This is a genomic window from Pseudomonas sp. Teo4 (assembly GCF_034387475.1).
Lineage (GTDB): Bacteria > Pseudomonadota > Gammaproteobacteria > Pseudomonadales > Pseudomonadaceae > Aquipseudomonas.
Map to the genome: position 1 here is coordinate 1,420,786 of NZ_JAXCIL010000002.1, position 16,813 is coordinate 1,437,598.

Annotated in this window: 17 protein-coding genes, 1 tRNA gene and 3 pseudogenes; 9 read left to right on the top strand and 12 right to left on the bottom strand. The window is 58.8% G+C overall.

Annotated features, from left to right (window positions below; genetic code table 11):
• The first annotated feature begins 30 nt into the window (after positions 1-30).
• From PspTeo4_RS22780 to PspTeo4_RS22795, 4 genes are all read left to right on the top strand, one after another.
• Complete coding sequence (locus PspTeo4_RS22780; RefSeq protein WP_322366105.1) at positions 31-2,328, top strand: TonB-dependent siderophore receptor; 2,298 nt, start codon at positions 31-33, stop codon at positions 2,326-2,328.
• A gap of 339 nt (positions 2,329-2,667) precedes the next feature.
• Positions 2,668-2,979, top strand: a complete 312-nt coding sequence (locus PspTeo4_RS22785) for a hypothetical protein (RefSeq protein ID WP_322366106.1) — start codon at positions 2,668-2,670, stop codon at positions 2,977-2,979.
• A 138-nt stretch (positions 2,980-3,117) separates the two neighbouring features.
• Positions 3,118-3,393 (top strand): DUF6966 domain-containing protein, encoded by a 276-nt coding sequence (locus PspTeo4_RS22790; RefSeq protein ID WP_322366107.1) that lies wholly within the window; start codon positions 3,118-3,120, stop codon positions 3,391-3,393.
• 365 nt (positions 3,394-3,758) lie between these two features.
• Positions 3,759-3,974, top strand: a complete 216-nt coding sequence (locus PspTeo4_RS22795; RefSeq protein WP_322366108.1) for a type II toxin-antitoxin system RelE/ParE family toxin — start codon at positions 3,759-3,761, stop codon at positions 3,972-3,974.
• Here PspTeo4_RS22795 and PspTeo4_RS22800 read toward each other — a convergent pair.
• Together PspTeo4_RS22800 and PspTeo4_RS22805 are read right to left on the bottom strand one after the other, a co-directional pair.
• The gene (locus PspTeo4_RS22800; RefSeq protein ID WP_322366109.1) at positions 3,971-4,294 is read right to left on the bottom strand and encodes a helix-turn-helix transcriptional regulator; all 324 of its coding nucleotides are present in this window, start codon (positions 4,292-4,294) and stop codon (positions 3,971-3,973) included. The two genes, PspTeo4_RS22795 and PspTeo4_RS22800, sit on opposite strands and share 4 nt — an antisense overlap.
• A 365-nt stretch (positions 4,295-4,659) precedes the next feature.
• Positions 4,660-5,160, bottom strand: a pseudogene (locus PspTeo4_RS22805) (hypothetical protein); the annotation flags it as partial.
• A gap of 38 nt (positions 5,161-5,198) precedes the next feature.
• Here PspTeo4_RS22805 and PspTeo4_RS22810 point away from each other — a divergent pair.
• Positions 5,199-5,435 (top strand): annotated as a pseudogene (locus PspTeo4_RS22810) (phage tail protein I); the annotation flags it as partial.
• Positions 5,414-5,937: pseudogene (locus PspTeo4_RS22815) on the top strand (phage portal protein); the annotation flags it as partial. The pseudogenes PspTeo4_RS22810 and PspTeo4_RS22815, both read left to right, overlap by 22 nt.
• Before the next feature lie 41 nt (positions 5,938-5,978).
• Here the strand turns inward: PspTeo4_RS22815 and PspTeo4_RS22820 are convergent.
• The 5 genes from PspTeo4_RS22820 to PspTeo4_RS22840 all read right to left on the bottom strand — a co-directional run bounded on the left by PspTeo4_RS22820 (position 5,979) and on the right by PspTeo4_RS22840 (position 8,937).
• A complete protein-coding gene (locus tag PspTeo4_RS22820; RefSeq protein ID WP_322366110.1) occupies positions 5,979-6,578 on the bottom strand; it encodes a hypothetical protein in 600 nt (199 codons plus the stop codon).
• Positions 6,575-7,114, bottom strand: a complete 540-nt coding sequence (locus PspTeo4_RS22825; protein ID WP_322366111.1) for an ImmA/IrrE family metallo-endopeptidase — start codon at positions 7,112-7,114, stop codon at positions 6,575-6,577. Before PspTeo4_RS22825 ends, PspTeo4_RS22820 begins: the two co-directional genes overlap by 4 nt.
• 806 nt (positions 7,115-7,920) lie before the next feature.
• On the bottom strand, positions 7,921-8,430 hold the full coding sequence (locus PspTeo4_RS22830) for a hypothetical protein (RefSeq protein WP_322366112.1): 510 nt from the start codon (positions 8,428-8,430) through the stop codon (positions 7,921-7,923).
• Positions 8,431-8,514: 84 nt separating this feature from the next.
• Positions 8,515-8,590: transfer RNA gene (locus PspTeo4_RS22835), tRNA-Thr, on the bottom strand.
• A 98-nt stretch (positions 8,591-8,688) separates the two neighbouring features.
• The gene (locus PspTeo4_RS22840) at positions 8,689-8,937 is read right to left on the bottom strand and encodes a hypothetical protein (RefSeq protein ID WP_322366113.1); all 249 of its coding nucleotides are present in this window, start codon (positions 8,935-8,937) and stop codon (positions 8,689-8,691) included.
• A gap of 466 nt (positions 8,938-9,403) precedes the next feature.
• Here PspTeo4_RS22840 and PspTeo4_RS22845 point away from each other — a divergent pair, with 466 nt between their 5' ends.
• Positions 9,404-9,670, top strand: a complete 267-nt coding sequence (locus tag PspTeo4_RS22845; protein ID WP_322366114.1) for a hypothetical protein — start codon at positions 9,404-9,406, stop codon at positions 9,668-9,670.
• A gap of 4 nt (positions 9,671-9,674) precedes the next feature.
• Positions 9,675-9,947, top strand: a complete 273-nt coding sequence (locus PspTeo4_RS22850; RefSeq protein WP_322366115.1) for a DUF3077 domain-containing protein — start codon at positions 9,675-9,677, stop codon at positions 9,945-9,947.
• Positions 9,948-10,290: 343 nt separating this feature from the next.
• Here the strand turns inward: PspTeo4_RS22850 and PspTeo4_RS22855 are convergent, their stop codons facing one another.
• From PspTeo4_RS22855 to PspTeo4_RS22875, 5 genes are all read right to left on the bottom strand, one after another.
• Complete coding sequence (locus tag PspTeo4_RS22855; RefSeq protein WP_322366116.1) at positions 10,291-11,496, bottom strand: methyltransferase; 1,206 nt, start codon at positions 11,494-11,496, stop codon at positions 10,291-10,293.
• Between the two features lie 134 nt (positions 11,497-11,630).
• A complete protein-coding gene (locus PspTeo4_RS22860) occupies positions 11,631-12,320 on the bottom strand; it encodes an ABC transporter permease (RefSeq protein WP_322366117.1) in 690 nt (229 codons plus the stop codon).
• The gene (locus tag PspTeo4_RS22865) at positions 12,320-13,012 is read right to left on the bottom strand and encodes an ABC transporter permease (RefSeq protein WP_322366118.1); all 693 of its coding nucleotides are present in this window, start codon (positions 13,010-13,012) and stop codon (positions 12,320-12,322) included. The genes PspTeo4_RS22860 and PspTeo4_RS22865 overlap by 1 nt, the downstream gene beginning before the upstream one ends.
• A gap of 55 nt (positions 13,013-13,067) precedes the next feature.
• Positions 13,068-13,820 (bottom strand): ABC transporter substrate-binding protein, encoded by a 753-nt coding sequence (locus PspTeo4_RS22870; protein WP_322366119.1) that lies wholly within the window; start codon positions 13,818-13,820, stop codon positions 13,068-13,070.
• Between the two features lie 11 nt (positions 13,821-13,831).
• Positions 13,832-14,605, bottom strand: a complete 774-nt coding sequence (locus tag PspTeo4_RS22875; protein WP_322366120.1) for an ABC transporter ATP-binding protein — start codon at positions 14,603-14,605, stop codon at positions 13,832-13,834.
• A 606-nt stretch (positions 14,606-15,211) separates the two neighbouring features.
• Between PspTeo4_RS22875 and gabP the strand changes: the two genes are divergently transcribed.
• Positions 15,212-16,600, top strand: coding sequence for a GABA permease (gene gabP, locus PspTeo4_RS22880; RefSeq protein ID WP_322366121.1), 1,389 nt, complete (start codon positions 15,212-15,214; stop codon positions 16,598-16,600).
• Positions 16,601-16,813 lie beyond the last annotated feature (213 nt).

A 16,813-nucleotide genomic window follows, 5' to 3' on the forward strand; every position in this document is an offset into this window, starting at 1 on the left:
AAATCATCTGCGAATACGAAGCCTTCCCAAATGAACCCTAAAAGCATCATGCCCGACGCCTTTCTCATCAGCCGGGGTGCAAGCCACTTGCACCCGCTGGCATTCTTCATTGCCGTCGCCATCAGCGGCAATGCCATGGCCGCCGACAGCCAACCGCTGGAGCTGGACGCTACCCAGATCGAAGACAGCGCCCTGGTGCCTGCCGATGAAACCGGCCAGCTGGGTTACACGGTCGAGAGCACCCGCAGCTCCACCGGCCTGAAGCTGACCCCGCGCCAGACCCCGCAGTCGGTCACCAGCATCACCCGCCAGCAGATGGATGACCGCGATATCCACACCATCGAGCAGGCGCTGGACACCACGCCGGGTGTCAGCACCACCAAGTCCGAAGTAGGCGGGCGCACCGACTTCCGTGCCCGTGGTTACTCGATCAGCAACTGGAAGGTCGATGGCCTGCAGTTCCAGGGCGGTTCCGACTTCAGCGGCGGCGGCAATGCGCTGAACATGGACCTGTACGAACGCATCGACATCGTGCGCGGCGCCAACGGGCTGCTAGGCGGCACGGGCGACCCCTCGGCCACCGTCAACCTGATCCGCAAGGCCCCGACCCGCACCTTCGGCGGCAGTGCCTACGCCACCTACGGCAGCTGGGACAAGCGTCGCCTGGGCGCCGACCTGAGCCTGCCATTGTCCGAGGATGGCCGCCTGCGCTCGCGCTTCGTGATGACCCAGCAGGACGCCAACTCGTTCCGCGACAACCAGTCCGAACGCTCCCGCGCGGCTCTGGCCAACTTCGAGTTCGACCTGGATGACGCCACCACCCTCGGCGCCGGTTACCAGTACGAGTACAACAAAGTGGTCGGCGGCGGCTGGGGCGCCAACATCCCCATCTGGTACCGTGACGGCAGCAAGACCGACCTGCCGCGCAGCACCAACGTGGTTCCGAGCTGGAGCTTCGGCGAATACACCACCCGCACCGCATTCGGCTCGTTGGAGCACCGTTTCGACAACGACTGGACGCTGGACCTCAAGGCCGCCCAGAGCACTGCCGAAGTGCTCAACCACCGTGGCCTGGCCAAGGTCAATTCGGCCGGACGCGGCAGCTACGGCGGCTATTGGGACCAGGACGGCAGCGGCGCCGTGCTCAACGGCCTGCACAGCTCCAGCGACACCACCCAGCAATCGGCGCAGATCGACCTGTCCGGCCCGTTCCAACTGTTCGGCCGCACCCACCAGGCCATGGTCGGCTACAACGACAGCCGCACCGTGGCCTGGTCACCGGAGTACAGCTGCACCATGGTCAGCGATGACCGCGTCAGCGCCCCCTCGGTTGGCTGCCAGTTCCGCGCCAACAACGGCTTCCCGGTGACCGACTGGCACAATGGCGTCGACAGCGACTACGACATGATCGCCTCGCGCACTGGCCGCCACACCAAGACCACCACCCGCCTGCAGGGCATGTACGCGGCAACCCGCCTGAGCATCACCGACCCGCTGTCGGTGATCGTCGGCGTGCGCAGCACCGATTACTCCGCCACCACCCGCAATGTCAGCGGCGTGCGCAGCAACCAGCAGAACCACGGCATCGTCACGCCTTACCTGGGCGCGGTGTACGACCTCAACGACACCTACTCGCTGTACGCCAGCTACACCGACATCTTCAACCCACAGACCGCCGAAACGGCCAGCGGCACCAAGGTCGAGCCGATTCGTGGCCAGAGTTACGAGACCGGCATCAAGGGCGAGTGGCTGGACGGCCGCCTGAATGCCTCGGCGGCGTACTTCCGCACCAAGCAACAGAACAAAGCCGTGCTCGACGACGGCCTGACCACCCCAACCGGTGGCGACGCCTACAAGGCCGGTACCGGCCAGGAAACCGACGGCATCGACCTGGAAATCGCCGGCGCCCTGACACCGAACTGGAACGTCTACGCCGGTTATACCTACCTGCATTTCCGCCGCGTCGACAGCGACGGCAGAAGCGACCCCTCGCACCTGTTCAAGGCTTCGACCACCTATCGCCTGAGCGGCCCGCTCGACCGGCTGACCCTAGGCGCTGGCGTCAAGGCGCAAACCAACATCCGTGCGATCTCAAGCCCGGCGGGGCAGCCGGTGAACGGTGTGAGTGCAGGGGCTACTGACGTCAACTGGTCGGGGTATGCGATCTGGAATGCCATGGCCAAGTACCAGCTGACTGATGACACAACGGTCAGCTTCAATGTCGATAACTTGTTCGACAAGCATTACTACACACAGTATGGGTTCTATGCGGGGGCTATTTATGGGGACCCGCGGAATATGGCGGTGACGGTGAGTACGGCGTTCTAGTCAATGACGGGGCTGCAAGCCAGCCCTGGTCCTTCGGCGCATGGACTGTTCACTGCGAGGGAATATTCCGGATTCAGTTATCTGGTTGGCAGATGGCTGAATCCGGATTTTTTGTGCCATCAGCAGGGATACCGGAACCAAGACTATGTGGGTGGACATCAAGGCGGCAGTTACGAAAGCCATCAAGACGAATCCGCGATGGAAAGTCCCACTTAGCTTGTGTTTGACTATGTTCTACAGGCTAAGCCTGCGCTTTCCACCAAGCGCCATGCAGTATGTCGTCCCAAATCGAGGGCTTTGGGCTCCGGCAAAGCCCATAGGTTTCATAGGGAATTAACCATGAATATCATTGAGCTAAAAAAATCGGCATTGCACCTTGAAGAGCAACTGAATATTCACTCGAAAATAGATCCTGAAGCCATAGCGCTCCACTCCGAACTGAGGCAGCTACTTGAGAAAGCCAAGACAGGGAATGTTACAGAGCCTATTGAAGTAGGTGCGGTGCCTGGACGTTACCGTTTTACAGAAAGAAATCTTCAGCAGTATGGCGAGCTTGAAGAGGCCTACGCTAAGTTCTCGATCGAGATAACGGACGGGGAAACCCCGGCGCTTAAATATTTTCGAGAATTACTAAAACAGCAGCAGCGTTAAGGTCGCTGCTGGCACGGAGGTCTACATCGGCGAAGTTGGGTCACAGGGCGGCTTCTACATCGGTACTATCCCACAGATTGTGGTAGTTGAACCGTGGGAAGTTAGTGGAGTTGAAGTGATGGGACCGAGCCCTTTGAAATGGAAAACATCAGTCAAATCATCCAGATCATGGCCCGGCTTTCGGAGCTGCTGCGTCTTGGCAACGAAGATGAATGGGTAACACGTGTTGATCAGTACCGAATGGAACTACCGAAGGATAGTAGTCACGTTCTTTCAAAAATATTGAGGCTTTACGGTGGAATGGGATCCCTTACTGATATCGTTCTCTACCGCAACGGTCAACCGCTGATCAGCGAGAATAACGAGCTGGCCGAACTGCGTACTAAATTGTACGAGCTCTGCATGGTCGCTTAGGGGAACTCCGAATACTTGCCTGTGCAGGTGCTGGCATTCCCGCGAACACCAGATCGATTTTGCCGGTGATCCTGTGGGTAACTGCCGCCAAGGCAGTGATTTCATGGCTGCTCTCCCGAGCGAAATCCAGAAACATTTTTGCAGCCATCAAGTGTATGCAACTGCGCTACATTCCCCAGCCTCTGGCATCTGCGCCGTCCACATCTTTGGTGATCTTTTCTGGGTACTGCTTTGAGAAAGTTTGCGTTTGTGAGTGCTGCTGCTGAGCGTGAGTACAAGGACCTGCCACAGGATGTTCAGGATGACTTCGTAAGGACCTGCGGCGTATTCAGTACGGGCAGGACCCCGAGCGGCCGATCAAGTCATTGACTGATTCGGTAGGGGCGGGGGCAATCGAGCTCATCATCAACGGCAGCCCGGCATTCAGATGCGTGTACGTGGCCAAATACGCAGATATGGTCGTTGTGCTGCATTCGTTCGTGAAAACGACCAACAGGTCCGATCGGCATGCGATGCAGGTCGCTGAGGACCGATTGAAGGAGCTGAAGCTGGCGCTCAGAAAGATGGGCTACAGGGTTTAGCTACTGGGCGTTTGCGAGATGACAATCTGGGGAAGGGCGCCAGCGTTGTTCGAGGGCAGTACAAGGCTGGTGCGAAAGCCGAGCTTGTCGAGCATATCCATCATGGCGTCCAGCGTGAATTTCTCGATCTTGCCATTTGCCAGCTCGGATACCCGGGACTGGGTCACGTTCAGCCTGGCTGCCGCCTCGTGTTGCTTGAGGCCCATTTTCTTGATGCAGTCCGTGATGAAGATAGAAAGGTCCATCTTCAGGGCCATCTTGCTGGCCGTTTCCGCATCGTGGGTAACGTGGAAGGGGCTTTCGTGGAATTGAAGTGCCATTAGCCAACCTGCTCTGGTTATCTAAAATTTACGATAAAATCCTAGCTACCTTGGTGGGGCAAGTCAAAGCTTGATTTGCGGCCAAACAAAAAAGGCCCACCTTTCGGTGAGCCTTTTGAGTACTGCGTATGGTGCCTGCACCAGGAATCGAACCCGGGACCTACTGATTACAAGGACTATGCTCACTGTTTAAAAATCAATAGGTTACGTGTGGTTCTGGTAGGTGCTCGCCTCGATAATATCTGCAGCAGTGCTGGAGTCGTATCGCGCTGGTACGTGGGATACTGAGCAGGGAGAAGGGCAGCCGGCTCTAGCGAGACAATTGGATCGTCTTGTCATGCCGGCTGTGGAAGTAAGAGGTGGGGTCAATCGTAAAAATCTGGTTCCACATCAACCGGGTCGCACTCGTATAGCCCTTTGGCAATTTCTATTTCGATCTGCCAATCCTCAGGCGGGGTGCCTTCCTCCACACCTGAGCATGTGAAAAACACTTCAACGTCAATTGTGTTTTCGGTGGGAAATGAATCGGAACCCAGCAAAATTTCTTCTCGATCAATGGAGTCCCAAGCGTAGAACTCCACATCTAGATGAATGTTCACTTTTACGCTGACGTTGAGTTCGATGACCCAACTCTTCTTTTCCTCACCTTCCCACACCTCGGTGTGGTCGATCTCATAGGAGATTAATTCTTTCTCGCATACATATGCCTCAACTCGCGCCACCGTGCCGCCTGTCACATCATTAGCGGTCGGAACAGGGTGGGCCTGGCTGGCCCATACACGGCGCCTGTACTCCTTGGCCCCTTCCCAGGCAGCCCGGAGCCTGGGCGTCCAGCGCACCACATTGTCGCGGCTAGCCAGGCGCCGTACTGCACCGACATAAGCCTGTAGCAAGGTACCGAGTCATAAGGCTGCTGCCCGGCACCTCCACCGACCTGGAACGCCAGGCCGCGGAAGCGCTCGCACAGATCGAGCGGGTACCCGTGCCGATCCGGGACCTCATCAACCCAGACCGCTGCCCGGCGGCGTTGCTGCCCTTCCTCGTCTGGACCGTTTCCGTCGATCGATGAGGCAGCCGCTGGAGCGAATCGGCCAAGCGCGGCGCCATCCGATCTTCGTACTACATCCACTACCGGAATGGCTGCCAGCGCTACAGGCCGCGTTGCTCAACGAATCGGCGACGCTGTTCCGCCGCAAGTATTACCAGAACGGTAGCCATGCGGGCTTCATTCTGTACATGACCGACGCTGCCCAGAATGAGGACTTTGTCGACGACCTGCTCACCGCAATGAAGAGCAGCAAGGGGCCGGGCAACTTCCGAAACCTGTTCATGTACGCGCCTAATGGCAAGAAGGATGGCATTCAGCTGATTCCCATCAGCGAGGTCGCCGCAAAGGACGACTTCGGCGCCATCAAGAACATCAGCCGCGATGACCAGTTGGCCATGCTTCGCATACCGCCGCAGCTTATGGGAGTGGTGCCGCAGAACTCTGGCGGCTTTGGTTCGGTGCGTGAGGCCGCTCAGGTATGGGCGGTGAACGAGCTGGAGCCGAGCAGGCCAGGCTACGGCAGATCAATGATTGGCTGGGTGAAGAGGTGATCCGCTTCGCTCCGTACGAACTGCCAGCTCGGGCCGAGGGCTAATTCGACCTGAATGAAATAGCCGCCCTAATGGGGCGGCCTTTTTAGCCCTTGAAGCTTTTAACAAACTTTCCAAGCTCTTGGAAAAATGCGGCGATTGTTCCGTAGTCTTCGTTCTGATCCTTGTCAGATTTCTCATGCTCTCTACCCATCCGTTCAAAATTCGTCACCAAACGGGCGATTGTGATGAATAGGATGATTGCGATGGCTGAAGAGAACGTGGCAGGAATCAGCGGTGCAAGAATGTGCAAATAGAACGTTTCTTTATTGGATTCTGCAGTGGGGGATTTGGATTCTTCTTTCTTAGCAGCGGTTGCAACCTTTACTGGCTTCTTCGCGGTAGGTTGTGGGGCAAGCTCAGAAGCTGCTTTCAAGGCTACTCGCTCTTCCTTCGCTTTGGCATCTGCCTTGGCGTCGTCCAGCCCATTCAAAAAGTGGAAGCCAACCCACATTGAAAAGAGAAGGCAACCCACTGCAGCTAACGTCAGGGTAGTGAGTGCCACCGCTGAGAACCACCGGCTGTACTCTTTGCGTCGGATGGCCTCGTCGCCCAGGCGCACCTCGAGGTCGCTTATCTGACTCGGTGTCGTAAATTTGGAGCCAGCAATGTCGCCGGCTCCAAACTGAGGCTCTTCAGCATTCATCCGAGAAGGCCCAAATTCTTGAGCCTGTAGGACATAGCCGCATTTGATACTCCGAATGCTTCGGACATTTGTTGAACCGAGGTAGCTCCAGAAAAGAGCTCTCTGACCCTTGGTTCTGGCATTACAAGCTCAGCAGCAAAAGAGTTCGCTGCTCGTTCGATGGGATTGTAGTTCCCGAATGTTGTATCACGCTGCTGGGTGTTGTGCTCGTTCACATGGCCAAGCAACACATGGCCCAGCTCATGGGCCAAAGTGAATCTGTTGCGGTAGATGATCTCGTCCCTGTTGTAATCACAGAAGAAGACCGGGCCATCATCAGTGATTTCGAGTGAAGCTTGACCGCTAGCGTTCATGGTGAATGAATTCTGAGCGCGGACACGGATAGGAATGGTTTTATCCATTCCTGTTGTTTCATCCTTTTTATAGACCACCAGGCTGTTGGCAATCATTTCAGGATTGACAGGCAGGTGGCCATCCCAAGCGATCTCAAGCGCTTGCTTTGCGTAATCAACCGCTTTCTGCATGGATGTGATCATTCGGCCCTCCTGTACTCGCTCTGTGCCTATCTGAGCGGCGCGCGAGTATATCCCCTTTACCAAGCTTCTTTGTACCCCGTACCACAAGATTTTTCCTCATTCAAGAAAATTCAATGCTGTACGTCCGTACAGTATACGGCTTTTCCCTTTCCATCGCTACTAGGGGTGCGCTCAGTGTAGGCAGCAAAGCTTGTGGCTGCGTTCCAAATCGAAAATGAGCGAGCGATGCAGACACTACCCGCGATCCAGCTGATCGACCAAGGCGGCTCAAACTTCGAGCCCGGAATCCCTATCTGCGTTCAGCTGACCCCAGCGCGCGCCCTCGTCCCCCCGCCACGCCTGCGGGCTAAACGTGTCGGAATTTCCGCACTCCTGCGCAGGTGCTAAACAGGCCTGGCTGTTGGGCTGCTGACGGGAATTGAGGAACCAGGTCTTCTGCAAATCCCTGCACCGAAGGGGGTATTGCGACGGAGCAAGCGTAATCGTGGGAGAGGACCGGTGCTGAAGGCCGCGTATTTACTGGGCTTCGCCGGTTACAAAGAGGGGTAATGGGAAGGTAATCGAAAAGGTGATTTTTTGCGAAGCCATTGAATTTAAAGGCTTTTATGGCGAGGCAATATCACTCAAAGAAAGAGTAATCTGGTTACTTATAGTTTACTTAAAAATTACTTTCTGGATTTGGGCTGAGGCCGCGAAAACCAAGGGCTGCGAGGGAGAAAACGGTCAGGATTACTGAGGTTACTCTTTTTTCTTGGGCTGTCACTACATTGGAGAGCGGGGCTAGACGCGGGTGCGGGCGCACGCGTTTACTCGTTGGTCTGCTTGTGCTGATGTTCAGCGACGAACAGGGCAAAGTGAAGGAATGCATTGAAGGATCCGAGCATAAACTCCAGGCTGCCGCGGAGATCGTAGACACGCCCGCGCTCTTGCTGGTTGACCAAGCTGACGATCGCGTTCTTGCACTTCTCAATCTTGTTGGGATCCGGCTCAAGCTCGTGAGCCATCGCGTTCCGAAGGCGTTGTAGGTTCTTTGCAAGTGCCCACAGCATTTCGGCGTAGGGATTCAGCTCAGTAACAGGACACAGTGCTTGAGCAAGGCTGAGCACGTGCGCGAACTGAAACCCTCTTCCTCTCAAGTGCTCGGGATGAGTTACACAGCTTGCACAGAAGTCACGCAGTGTGGCTTCGAGCAGCATGTGAGCCTTGAGAATCATTGACTGTTCGTCGAGATCCGCAGGGAAATGCTTGGTGAACAGGTCCCCATTCCTGGTGATGAACTCAGGAGATAAGGGGGATGTTCGGCTGTCAGTTCCCATGCGTTGGCGCCCTCGTTGGTACGTGCGCTGGTACGTGTAGGGTCAAAAAAAAAGGCCTGCATAGCTGCAAGCCTTTGTTTTATATGGTGCCGGCACCAGGAATCGAACCCGGGACCTACTGATTACAAGTCAGTTGCTCTACCATCTGAGCTATACCGGCAATGGGGCGTCATTATAACGATCGTTTGGCGCCTGTAAACCACTTCCTTTCGATTGAGCGCAAATGACCTAAGTCACCGGCCTAAAAGGAGAATTTTCCTACCAGCCGCGGTGGATGGTATTGACGCTGGGCTCGGTCTTGCCGGGGTTGAAGAACAGCTTGTCATTATCGCAGCCGCGCTTGCGGCACGGGGCTTCGCCCCGCAGCGGCAGGCCGGTGTCGCCGCCCAATTGCATGCCTGGGGTGTTCCAGTCCAGATCGGAGTTGTGTGGTGCGGGAGATCCGCCGGCACAGCCGGTCAGGGCGATGGCAAACGCCAGCAGGGCAAGAGGTTTGGCTTGAGTCACGAGGGGAAAGTCCGTTAGTCCATTGTCGGTTCTGGCAGAGGGCCAGCCGAAGCATCGTTTTGATTGGGGTGGATGATACATCGCTGGAGTGAATGGCGGGGTGCGCATGGCAGCGAATCGGGGCATTTACCTGTGAAAAGGGACTTAGCTGTAAGACCTTTCTGAACCTGAAACCAAATGCTTCAGAAACGGTTCGCTTCGGAACTATCCTACGCGCCTTGCTGAAGCTTCTCTGTAGGCAGGGAAATGCCTCATGGATAAGGTTTCCGGGTCGCCCTGCGACCGGGTGTGAGAACCCGAATTCGAATCCATGCGGTACTACTGTTATGGCAGTTGTGCGCGGGCAGACCTCGGTCTGGCCGGGACTTCCTGGATTCGCTCGGTTTCTCACCCCGCGTACAGCTGCCGCCCTCACCCGTGAGAAGGTCTAGTGGCAGCCACCTGATATCGAATCCAGGAAAGTGCCATGAAGAAGATCGTCCCTGACCCACCCCGTCGCATCATCAACACCCCTTACTTCTCCATCCACAGCGACATCACCCCACATGACGCGCTCGCCCACGCCAGCGAACTCATGCGCGGCGTAGCCGAAACCATCGATGAGCACTGCCGCATCCATGCCGGCGAACCTGGCTTGAACATGCTGACCAACGCCGCGCATGCAACCGAGTCGGCCCGGGCATTGGCCGAGCACGCGCTAACGCGCATCAGCACGTCAAAGCAGGGGGATTGAGGCTATGAGCGATCAAGCTAAAACCCTCGTCACCGCTGGCGTGGCCACCGCGATCGAGGTGGGCAACCCGCCCGTAGACCTGCTGCGCGTGCTGCCGGGCATTCCGGTGGACTACGCCTACGAGCAGGTCTCGGTGCTGTTGGGCTACATCACGCATCTTGTGCGTGAAGGCGATGCGGAAGATGACCACAAGCTGCTGGGCGCCGCAGATTACCTGGGTGCCTTGGCGACGGCGTTGATGAACGATGTCGACATTGCCAAGGACAGGTTGAACTGAGTGGAAATGGCGTTGTGTTGTGAAGGGGGCGTAGTGGTCATGGGCTTTGAATACGCGCATGAATTGCTGGGGCCGCTACGCGACCCTCTCGCGACACAAGGCCGCTTCCACAGGTGCATCACGGGCTTTGAGTGCAGTGCCATAAATGAAGCTTATGCACAACGGGCATTGATGCCTTGCGCGAAAGGCATGCCGCTTCTCATTACCACTGGTCTTTGCGCAAATGCCTGTTTTTACTGGCCTTCACTGGCACGCGGGAATAAGCCAAGCGTTTGAAATAGCGCTTGGATCCAACCATTCATCACAAGCTTGTTCACAGAGTTATCCACAGGTTTTCCTGCGGCTAACGGTCGCGTTCGGCAAGCAGCAGGAGGTTGCGCGGGGTCAGAGGGTAGTCGCAGAACAGTCCCAGCTGCACTGTGTAGCCTTGTTCTTGCAGGAACAGTGCGCGGTCCAGTACCAGCCAGAGTTCGAGTGGCCGGCGGAACAGGTTGCGCAAACGCTCGAGGTTGCGCACTTGCGCCAGGCGTTGCCAGCCTGCGGCTTCCAGGGCTTGCCAGTCGGGTGTGCCGTGCAGAGGTAGCTGCTTGAGCTCGGCCAAGTCGCGGCAATAGTGCTCGAAAGGCTTGTCCAGCCAGGCGGTTGGCAGTGAAGGGGTGGGCAGATAGTCGTCACTTTGGCGTTGTTGGCGCTGCAGCAGGTCGAAGCCCAAACGGCGTGCCATCGAGGTGTCACGCTGGCGGCGTACGCGGGCGCTGGCGGTGACGGCTTCGCACAGGGGCAGCGCGAGGTCTTCCACCGACAGGCTCAGCGACGAGTGCTGCGCAGCTGTGGATAACGCCTGGTACTGCGGCGTCTGGATGCGGTTGTAGCAGCAGGGGGCTACCGCCAGGTGGCGGCATCCGGCCTGGCTGGCCGATTGCAGCAGGCGCACGTGCAGGTCACCGCAGGCGTGCAAGGCGACGGCGCTGGTGTCTGGAGTCAGGTGACGGGCGCTGTCGTTGGCTAAAACGTCCTGATGCACATGGGTAGCCGGCAAATGATGGTGATCGCTCAGTGCCTGGCCGGCGGCCACCAGTTCGCTGTCGTACTCCAGGCAGGTCAGGTGTTGGCCTGGCTGAAGCAGCCGGCGCCCCAGGTGGCCCTTGCCGGAACACCAATCCAACCAGTGATGTGGCTGATCGCGAAAGCCCAGGCGACGGCTGAAGGCTTCGATCTGTTGCCATTTGCGGCCGGGGACGTTGACCTCCAGGCGGTGACTGGCGATGGAGGCGCTTACGTCGGGGAGGTCGCCGAGGGCCGATAGCTCACTGGCTTGTTGGGCCAGTTGTGGAAACGGCGAGGGCAGCAGGCTTGGGGCTTGCTCGGTTTCGGCATCCGCCAGTGGGCATTGGCGCAGGTAGGCGGACAGCTCGGGGTATTCGGTTTCCCACGCCAGGCGAAGGGTGGTGAAGGGCCTTGGTTTCCACAGCTGTTGGTGCTCGATCAGGAACTGGTCGAGGGCCTGGAAGCGGTCGCTTAGGTGGTGGCTGTGGAGGACGGAGGGCATGGTTGGGCGTGGGGAATGTGGTGGTTTTGATGCCCTCTTCGCGGGTAAACCCGCTCCCACAGGTACAGTGGTGTCCTCAAGAAGGGCGCCGTACTTGTGGGAGCGGGTTTACCCGCGAAGGGGCCAGTTTGGGTTCAACGCCCTTGGCAGGCGTCAACGCGCAACCAGCGTTCGAGCAGTTTGAAGCCCTGCACCAGCACGAACGAGATGACCAGGTAGAACACCCCGGCGGCGAAGAAAATCTCTACCGGCAAGTAGGTGCGGGCAATGATGGTCCGGGCCATGCCGGTCAGCTCCAGCAAGGTCACCGTACTGGCCAGGGCGCTGGCCTTGAGCATCAGGATCACTTCGTTGCTGTAGGCCGGCAGGCCGATGCGCGCGGCACGCGGCAGCATGATGTAGAACAGCGCCTTGCCCCGCGACATGCCCAGCGCTCGCGCCGCTTCGATCTCGCCTTTGGGGATGGCCTGCAGTGCACCGCGCAGGATCTCGGCGATATAGGCAGCGGTGTGCAGGGTCATGGTCAGCACCGTGCACCAGAACGGATCGCGCAGGTACGGCCACAGGCTGCTCTGGCGTACCAGGTCGAACTGGGCCAGGCCGTAGTAGACCAGGAACAACTGCACCAGCAGCGGTGTGCCGCGGAAGAAGAAGATGTAGCCGTAGGGCAGGGCGCGCACGTACCAGTGGCGCGACGAGCGGGCGATGCCCAGCGGGATGGCCAGGATCAGCCCGGCGACGACCGCGATGGCCACCAGCTCCAGGGTCAGGGTCGCACCCTGGGCCAGGCGTGGCAGCCACTTGATGATCACTTCCCAATTCATTATTCGGCCCTCGCAAAGCCGCGAGCGGCGCGTTTTTCCATGAAGTGCATGCCGGTCATGGCAATGATGGTCAGGCTCAGGTAGATGCAGGCGGCGACCATATAGAAGGTGAACGGCTCCTTGGTCACGGTCACGCCGATTTGCGCGTGGCGCATGATTTCTTCAAGGCCGATCACCGACACCAGCGCGGTGTCCTTCATCAGGATCATGAACAGGTTGCCAAGGCCGGGCAGGGCGATACGCCACATCTGCGGCAGGATGATCCGCGTGAGGATGCGCCCTTTCGACAGGCCCAGCGCCAGGCCGGCCTCTCGGTGGCCCTTGGGGATGGCCAGGATGGCACCGCGGAACACTTCCGTGGCGTAGGCGCCGAAGCACAGGCCCAGGGCGATCACGCCAGCGGCAAACGCGCTGAGTTCCAGGCCCGGCATGTTGAGGGCTTCGCCGAGGCTGTTCATCAGGCCGACGGTGCCGAAATAGATGAGCAGGACCCAGAGCAGTTCGGGTACGCCGCGAACCAGGGTCGAGTAGGTGCCGCCAAGCCATTGCAGTGGCTTGACCGAAGAAGTCTTGGCCAGGGCGCCGAGCAGGCCGAGGACCAGCCCCAGCAGCAGTGCGCAGAGCGCCAGTTTTACGGTCATCAGGGTGCCGGCCGCCATGGCCGGACCGAATCCGTGCAGGTCGATATTCATTGGCAGGTGCGTTCTAGGGACTGGCGCGCCGCAGGGGCGCGCCGGTCGGGGCGGATCATTCGATGCTGAACGGGAAGTACTTGTCGTTGATCTTCTTGTACGTTCCGTCGGCCTTGATTTCAGCCAGCGCTTTGTTCAGCTTCTCGCGCAGCGGGTCACCCTTGCGCACGGCGATGCCGATCTTGTCGCTGTCGACCACAGGCTCGCCCTTGAACTCGAAGTTCATGCCGTCTTTGCTTTTCAGCCACTCGTACTGCACGTACTTGTCGGCCAGGATGCCGTCGATGCGGCCAGAGACCAGGTCGAGGTAGGCGTTTTCCTGGGTGTCGTAGAGTTTGATCTCGACGGTGTCAGCGAAGTTGTCTTCCAGCCAGGTACCGGCCAGGGTGGCGCGCTGGGTGCCGATCACCTTGCCTTTGAGCGAGGCTTTGTCGGTTTTGAAGTCGACGTTCTTCGGCGCAATGAACTGCAGCTTGTTGGAGTAGTACGGGTCGGTGAAGTCGACGGCCTGCTTGCGCTCGTCGGTGATCGACAGCGAAGACACCAGGAAGTCGAACTTCTTGGCGTTCAGGGCCGGGATGATGCCGTCCCAGTCGGAGGTGACGACCGAGCACTCGACTTTCATCTTGGCGCACAGGGCGTCGCCGATGTCTTTGTCGAAGCCGACCACGTTACCGCTGGCATCCTTGTTGTTGAACGGTGGGTAGGCAGCTTCGATACCCATGCGCAGTTTTTCCGCGGCCATGGCGTTTGCCGACATCACCAGGGTGGCAGCAGCTGCCAGTAGGAACTTCTTGTAAGTCTGCATGTATTGCTCCGTTAGCGGTGGCTGGACATGAATTGCTTGCAACGCGCCGAGGTCGGGTTCTCGAAGACCTGCTGCGGCGATCCTTGCTCTTCAACCAGGCCCTGGTGCAGGAAGACCACTTCACTGGACACCTGGCGGGCAAAGTTCATCTCGTGCGTCACCAGCAGCATGGTACGGCCTTCTTCGGCCAATGCGCGGATAACGTTAAGCACTTCCTGGACCATTTCCGGATCGAGCGCCGAGGTCGGCTCGTCGAACAGAATCACCTTGGGCTTCATGGCCAGGGTGCGGGCGATGGCAGCGCGTTGTTGCTGGCCACCGGAAAGCTGGGCGGGGTAGCTGTGGCGCTTGTCGTAGATGCCGACCTTGTTCAGCAGCGCTTCGGCGGCTTCGATGGCTTCGGCCTTGCTCTGGCCAAGCACGCGGCGTGGCGCCTCGATGATGTTGTCGAGGATCGACATGTGCGGCCACAGGTTGAAGTTCTGGAAGACGAAGCCGATTTCGCTGCGCAGGCGGTTGATCTGGCGGTTGTCGGCCGCGATCAGGTCGCCGTTCTTGGCGGCTTTGAGCTTGAGTGCTTCGCCAGCAACGAGGATTTCACCCTGGTGCGGGTTCTCCAGCAGGTTGATGCAGCGCAGCAGCGTGGACTTGCCGGAACCGGACGACCCCAGGATGGAGATCACGTCACCGTCGCGGGCGGTCAGCGAAATGCCCTTGAGAATTTCCTGATCGCCGTAGCGTTTGTGCAGATTGCGGATTTCCAGCGCGGGCGTGGCCTGAGCCATGTGCGGTCCTCATGTGTTCGGGTGCGTTCCCAGCTGTTGGCGGCCTTCCTGGCGAGCGCCAAGCTAGCATAGCGGCAATATGGCGGCCAACCGGGTTGCAGGGGGCTTGGGTCGCTGGCGGGGCGGTTTGTCGCATCGTTGCAGTGCAACGTCGCGCAGATGTCCGCATGGGTACTGCCCAGCGCCGGAGCCTTGATGAAAAAAGGCGCGATGGTGCCAGCTTTGGACTGGCCTGGGAAGCCGTTTTTGGCCGGGTAGCGCTTTGCCGGCACTTGTGCACAGGCGTGGTTGCGCCCAAGGGTTGCGCTTTTGGTTGCCGCATTTTTGTGCGCAGGTGTTACCGAGGAGCACCTTTGGTGCATTTGTAAGTGAGTATTTCAGTAATCCAGAAGTCGTATGGAAATTTGGTGGCCTTTCGGTCATGGCTTGGCCGAATGCCCTGCAAGCCGCGTGCTATAGGGGCGCGTGAATTAATCAGACGAATGCATTCAGCACCTGGCCCGCTTATTGCCCTATGGAATCCGCCGATTGCAGCGACGCCTAAATCAACCCCGGGCGCGCTTCGTTACAGCAATCGGGTGGTCCACTCCTTACAAAGGTAGTTTTATGAGCGGTAAGCACAATTCCAATGACCTCGCTCAGGGGCTCAAACAACGGCATGTGACCATGCTGTCCATTGCTGGCGTGATCGGCGCCGGTTTGTTCGTAGGCTCCGGCCACGCCATTGCCGCAGCCGGCCCAGCCGTTCTGCTGGCCTATGCCGCAGCGGGTACCCTGGTGGTGCTGGTGATGCGCATGTTGGGTGAAATGGCCGTTGCCTCGCCTGACACAGGTTCTTTCTCTACTTATGCCGACCGCGCCATTGGCCGCTGGGCCGGTTTCACCATCGGTTGGCTGTACTGGTGGTTCTGGGTACTGGTGATTCCACTGGAAGCCAACGCCGCTGCAGCGATCCTGCATGCCTGGTTCCCCGCTGTGGACCTCTGGGCCTTCTCGCTGATCATCACCCTGGCACTGACCCTGACCAACCTGTGCAGCGTCAAGAACTACGGTGAGTTCGAGTTCTGGTTCGCCCTGCTCAAGGTGTTGGCGATCATCGGCTTCATCGTCGTGGGCTGCGCGGCCCTGTTCGGCATGGTGCCAAGCAGCCAGGTCAGCGGTGCCAGCCACCTGTTCGACACCCAGGGCTTCATGCCCAATGGCCTCGGCGCGGTGCTGGCAGCGATGCTGACCACCATGTTCTCCTTCATGGGCACCGAGATCGTTACCATCGCTGCCGCCGAGTCGAAAGACCCGGGCAAGCAGATCAGCCGTGCCACTAACTCGGTCATCTGGCGTATCTGCCTGTTCTACCTGGTGTCGATCTTCCTGGTCGTGGCCCTGGTGCCGTGGAACGACCCGGCGCTGGCTGAGCTGGGCTCTTACCAGACCGTACTGAGCCGCATTGGCGTGCCGAACGCCAAGCTGATCGTCGACATCGTCGTGCTGATCGCTGTGACCAGCTGCCTGAACTCGGCGCTGTACACCTCGTCGCGCATGCTGTTCTCGCTGAGCAAGCGTGGCGATGCCCCGGCTGTGGCGCAGCGCACCACCAAAGCCGGCACCCCGCACTGGGCAGTGCTGCTGTCTACCGCAGCGGCGTTCCTTTGCGTGTTCGCCAACTTCGTGGCCCCGGCCCAGGTGTTCGAGTTCCTGCTGGCCAGCTCGGGCGCCATCGCCCTGCTGGTGTACCTGGTGATCGCGGTGTCGCAACTGCGCATGCGCAGCCAGCGTGAAGCCAGTGGCGAGAAGATCTCCTTCAAGATGTGGCTGTTCCCAGGGCTGACCTGGGCGACCATCGCGTTCATCGTTGCCATTCTGGTGGTGATGGGGCTGCGTGAGGACCACCGTGTCGAGATCATGGCGACTGCACTGCTGAGCATTGGTGTGGTGGCGGCTGGTCTGCTGGTGCACCGCAAGCGCGAAGCGGCTGGACGAGTGGCGCTGGATAACTGATCCGGGCTGCTTGAAATGAAAAGGCCGCGTCCTGTGAAGGGCGCGGCCTTTTTTTGTTTGAGTGTCCGGCTTGGGTATGCGGTGGGGCGTAGATCGCGCGCCGCCCGCGCGGCGCATCGCGAGCAAGGCTCGCTCCTACGTTTGTTTACGGCCAATAACGCCTGTGGCAGACGCGCGCGACCGCCTTTTTTGTACGGCTCGATATAGTGCCGT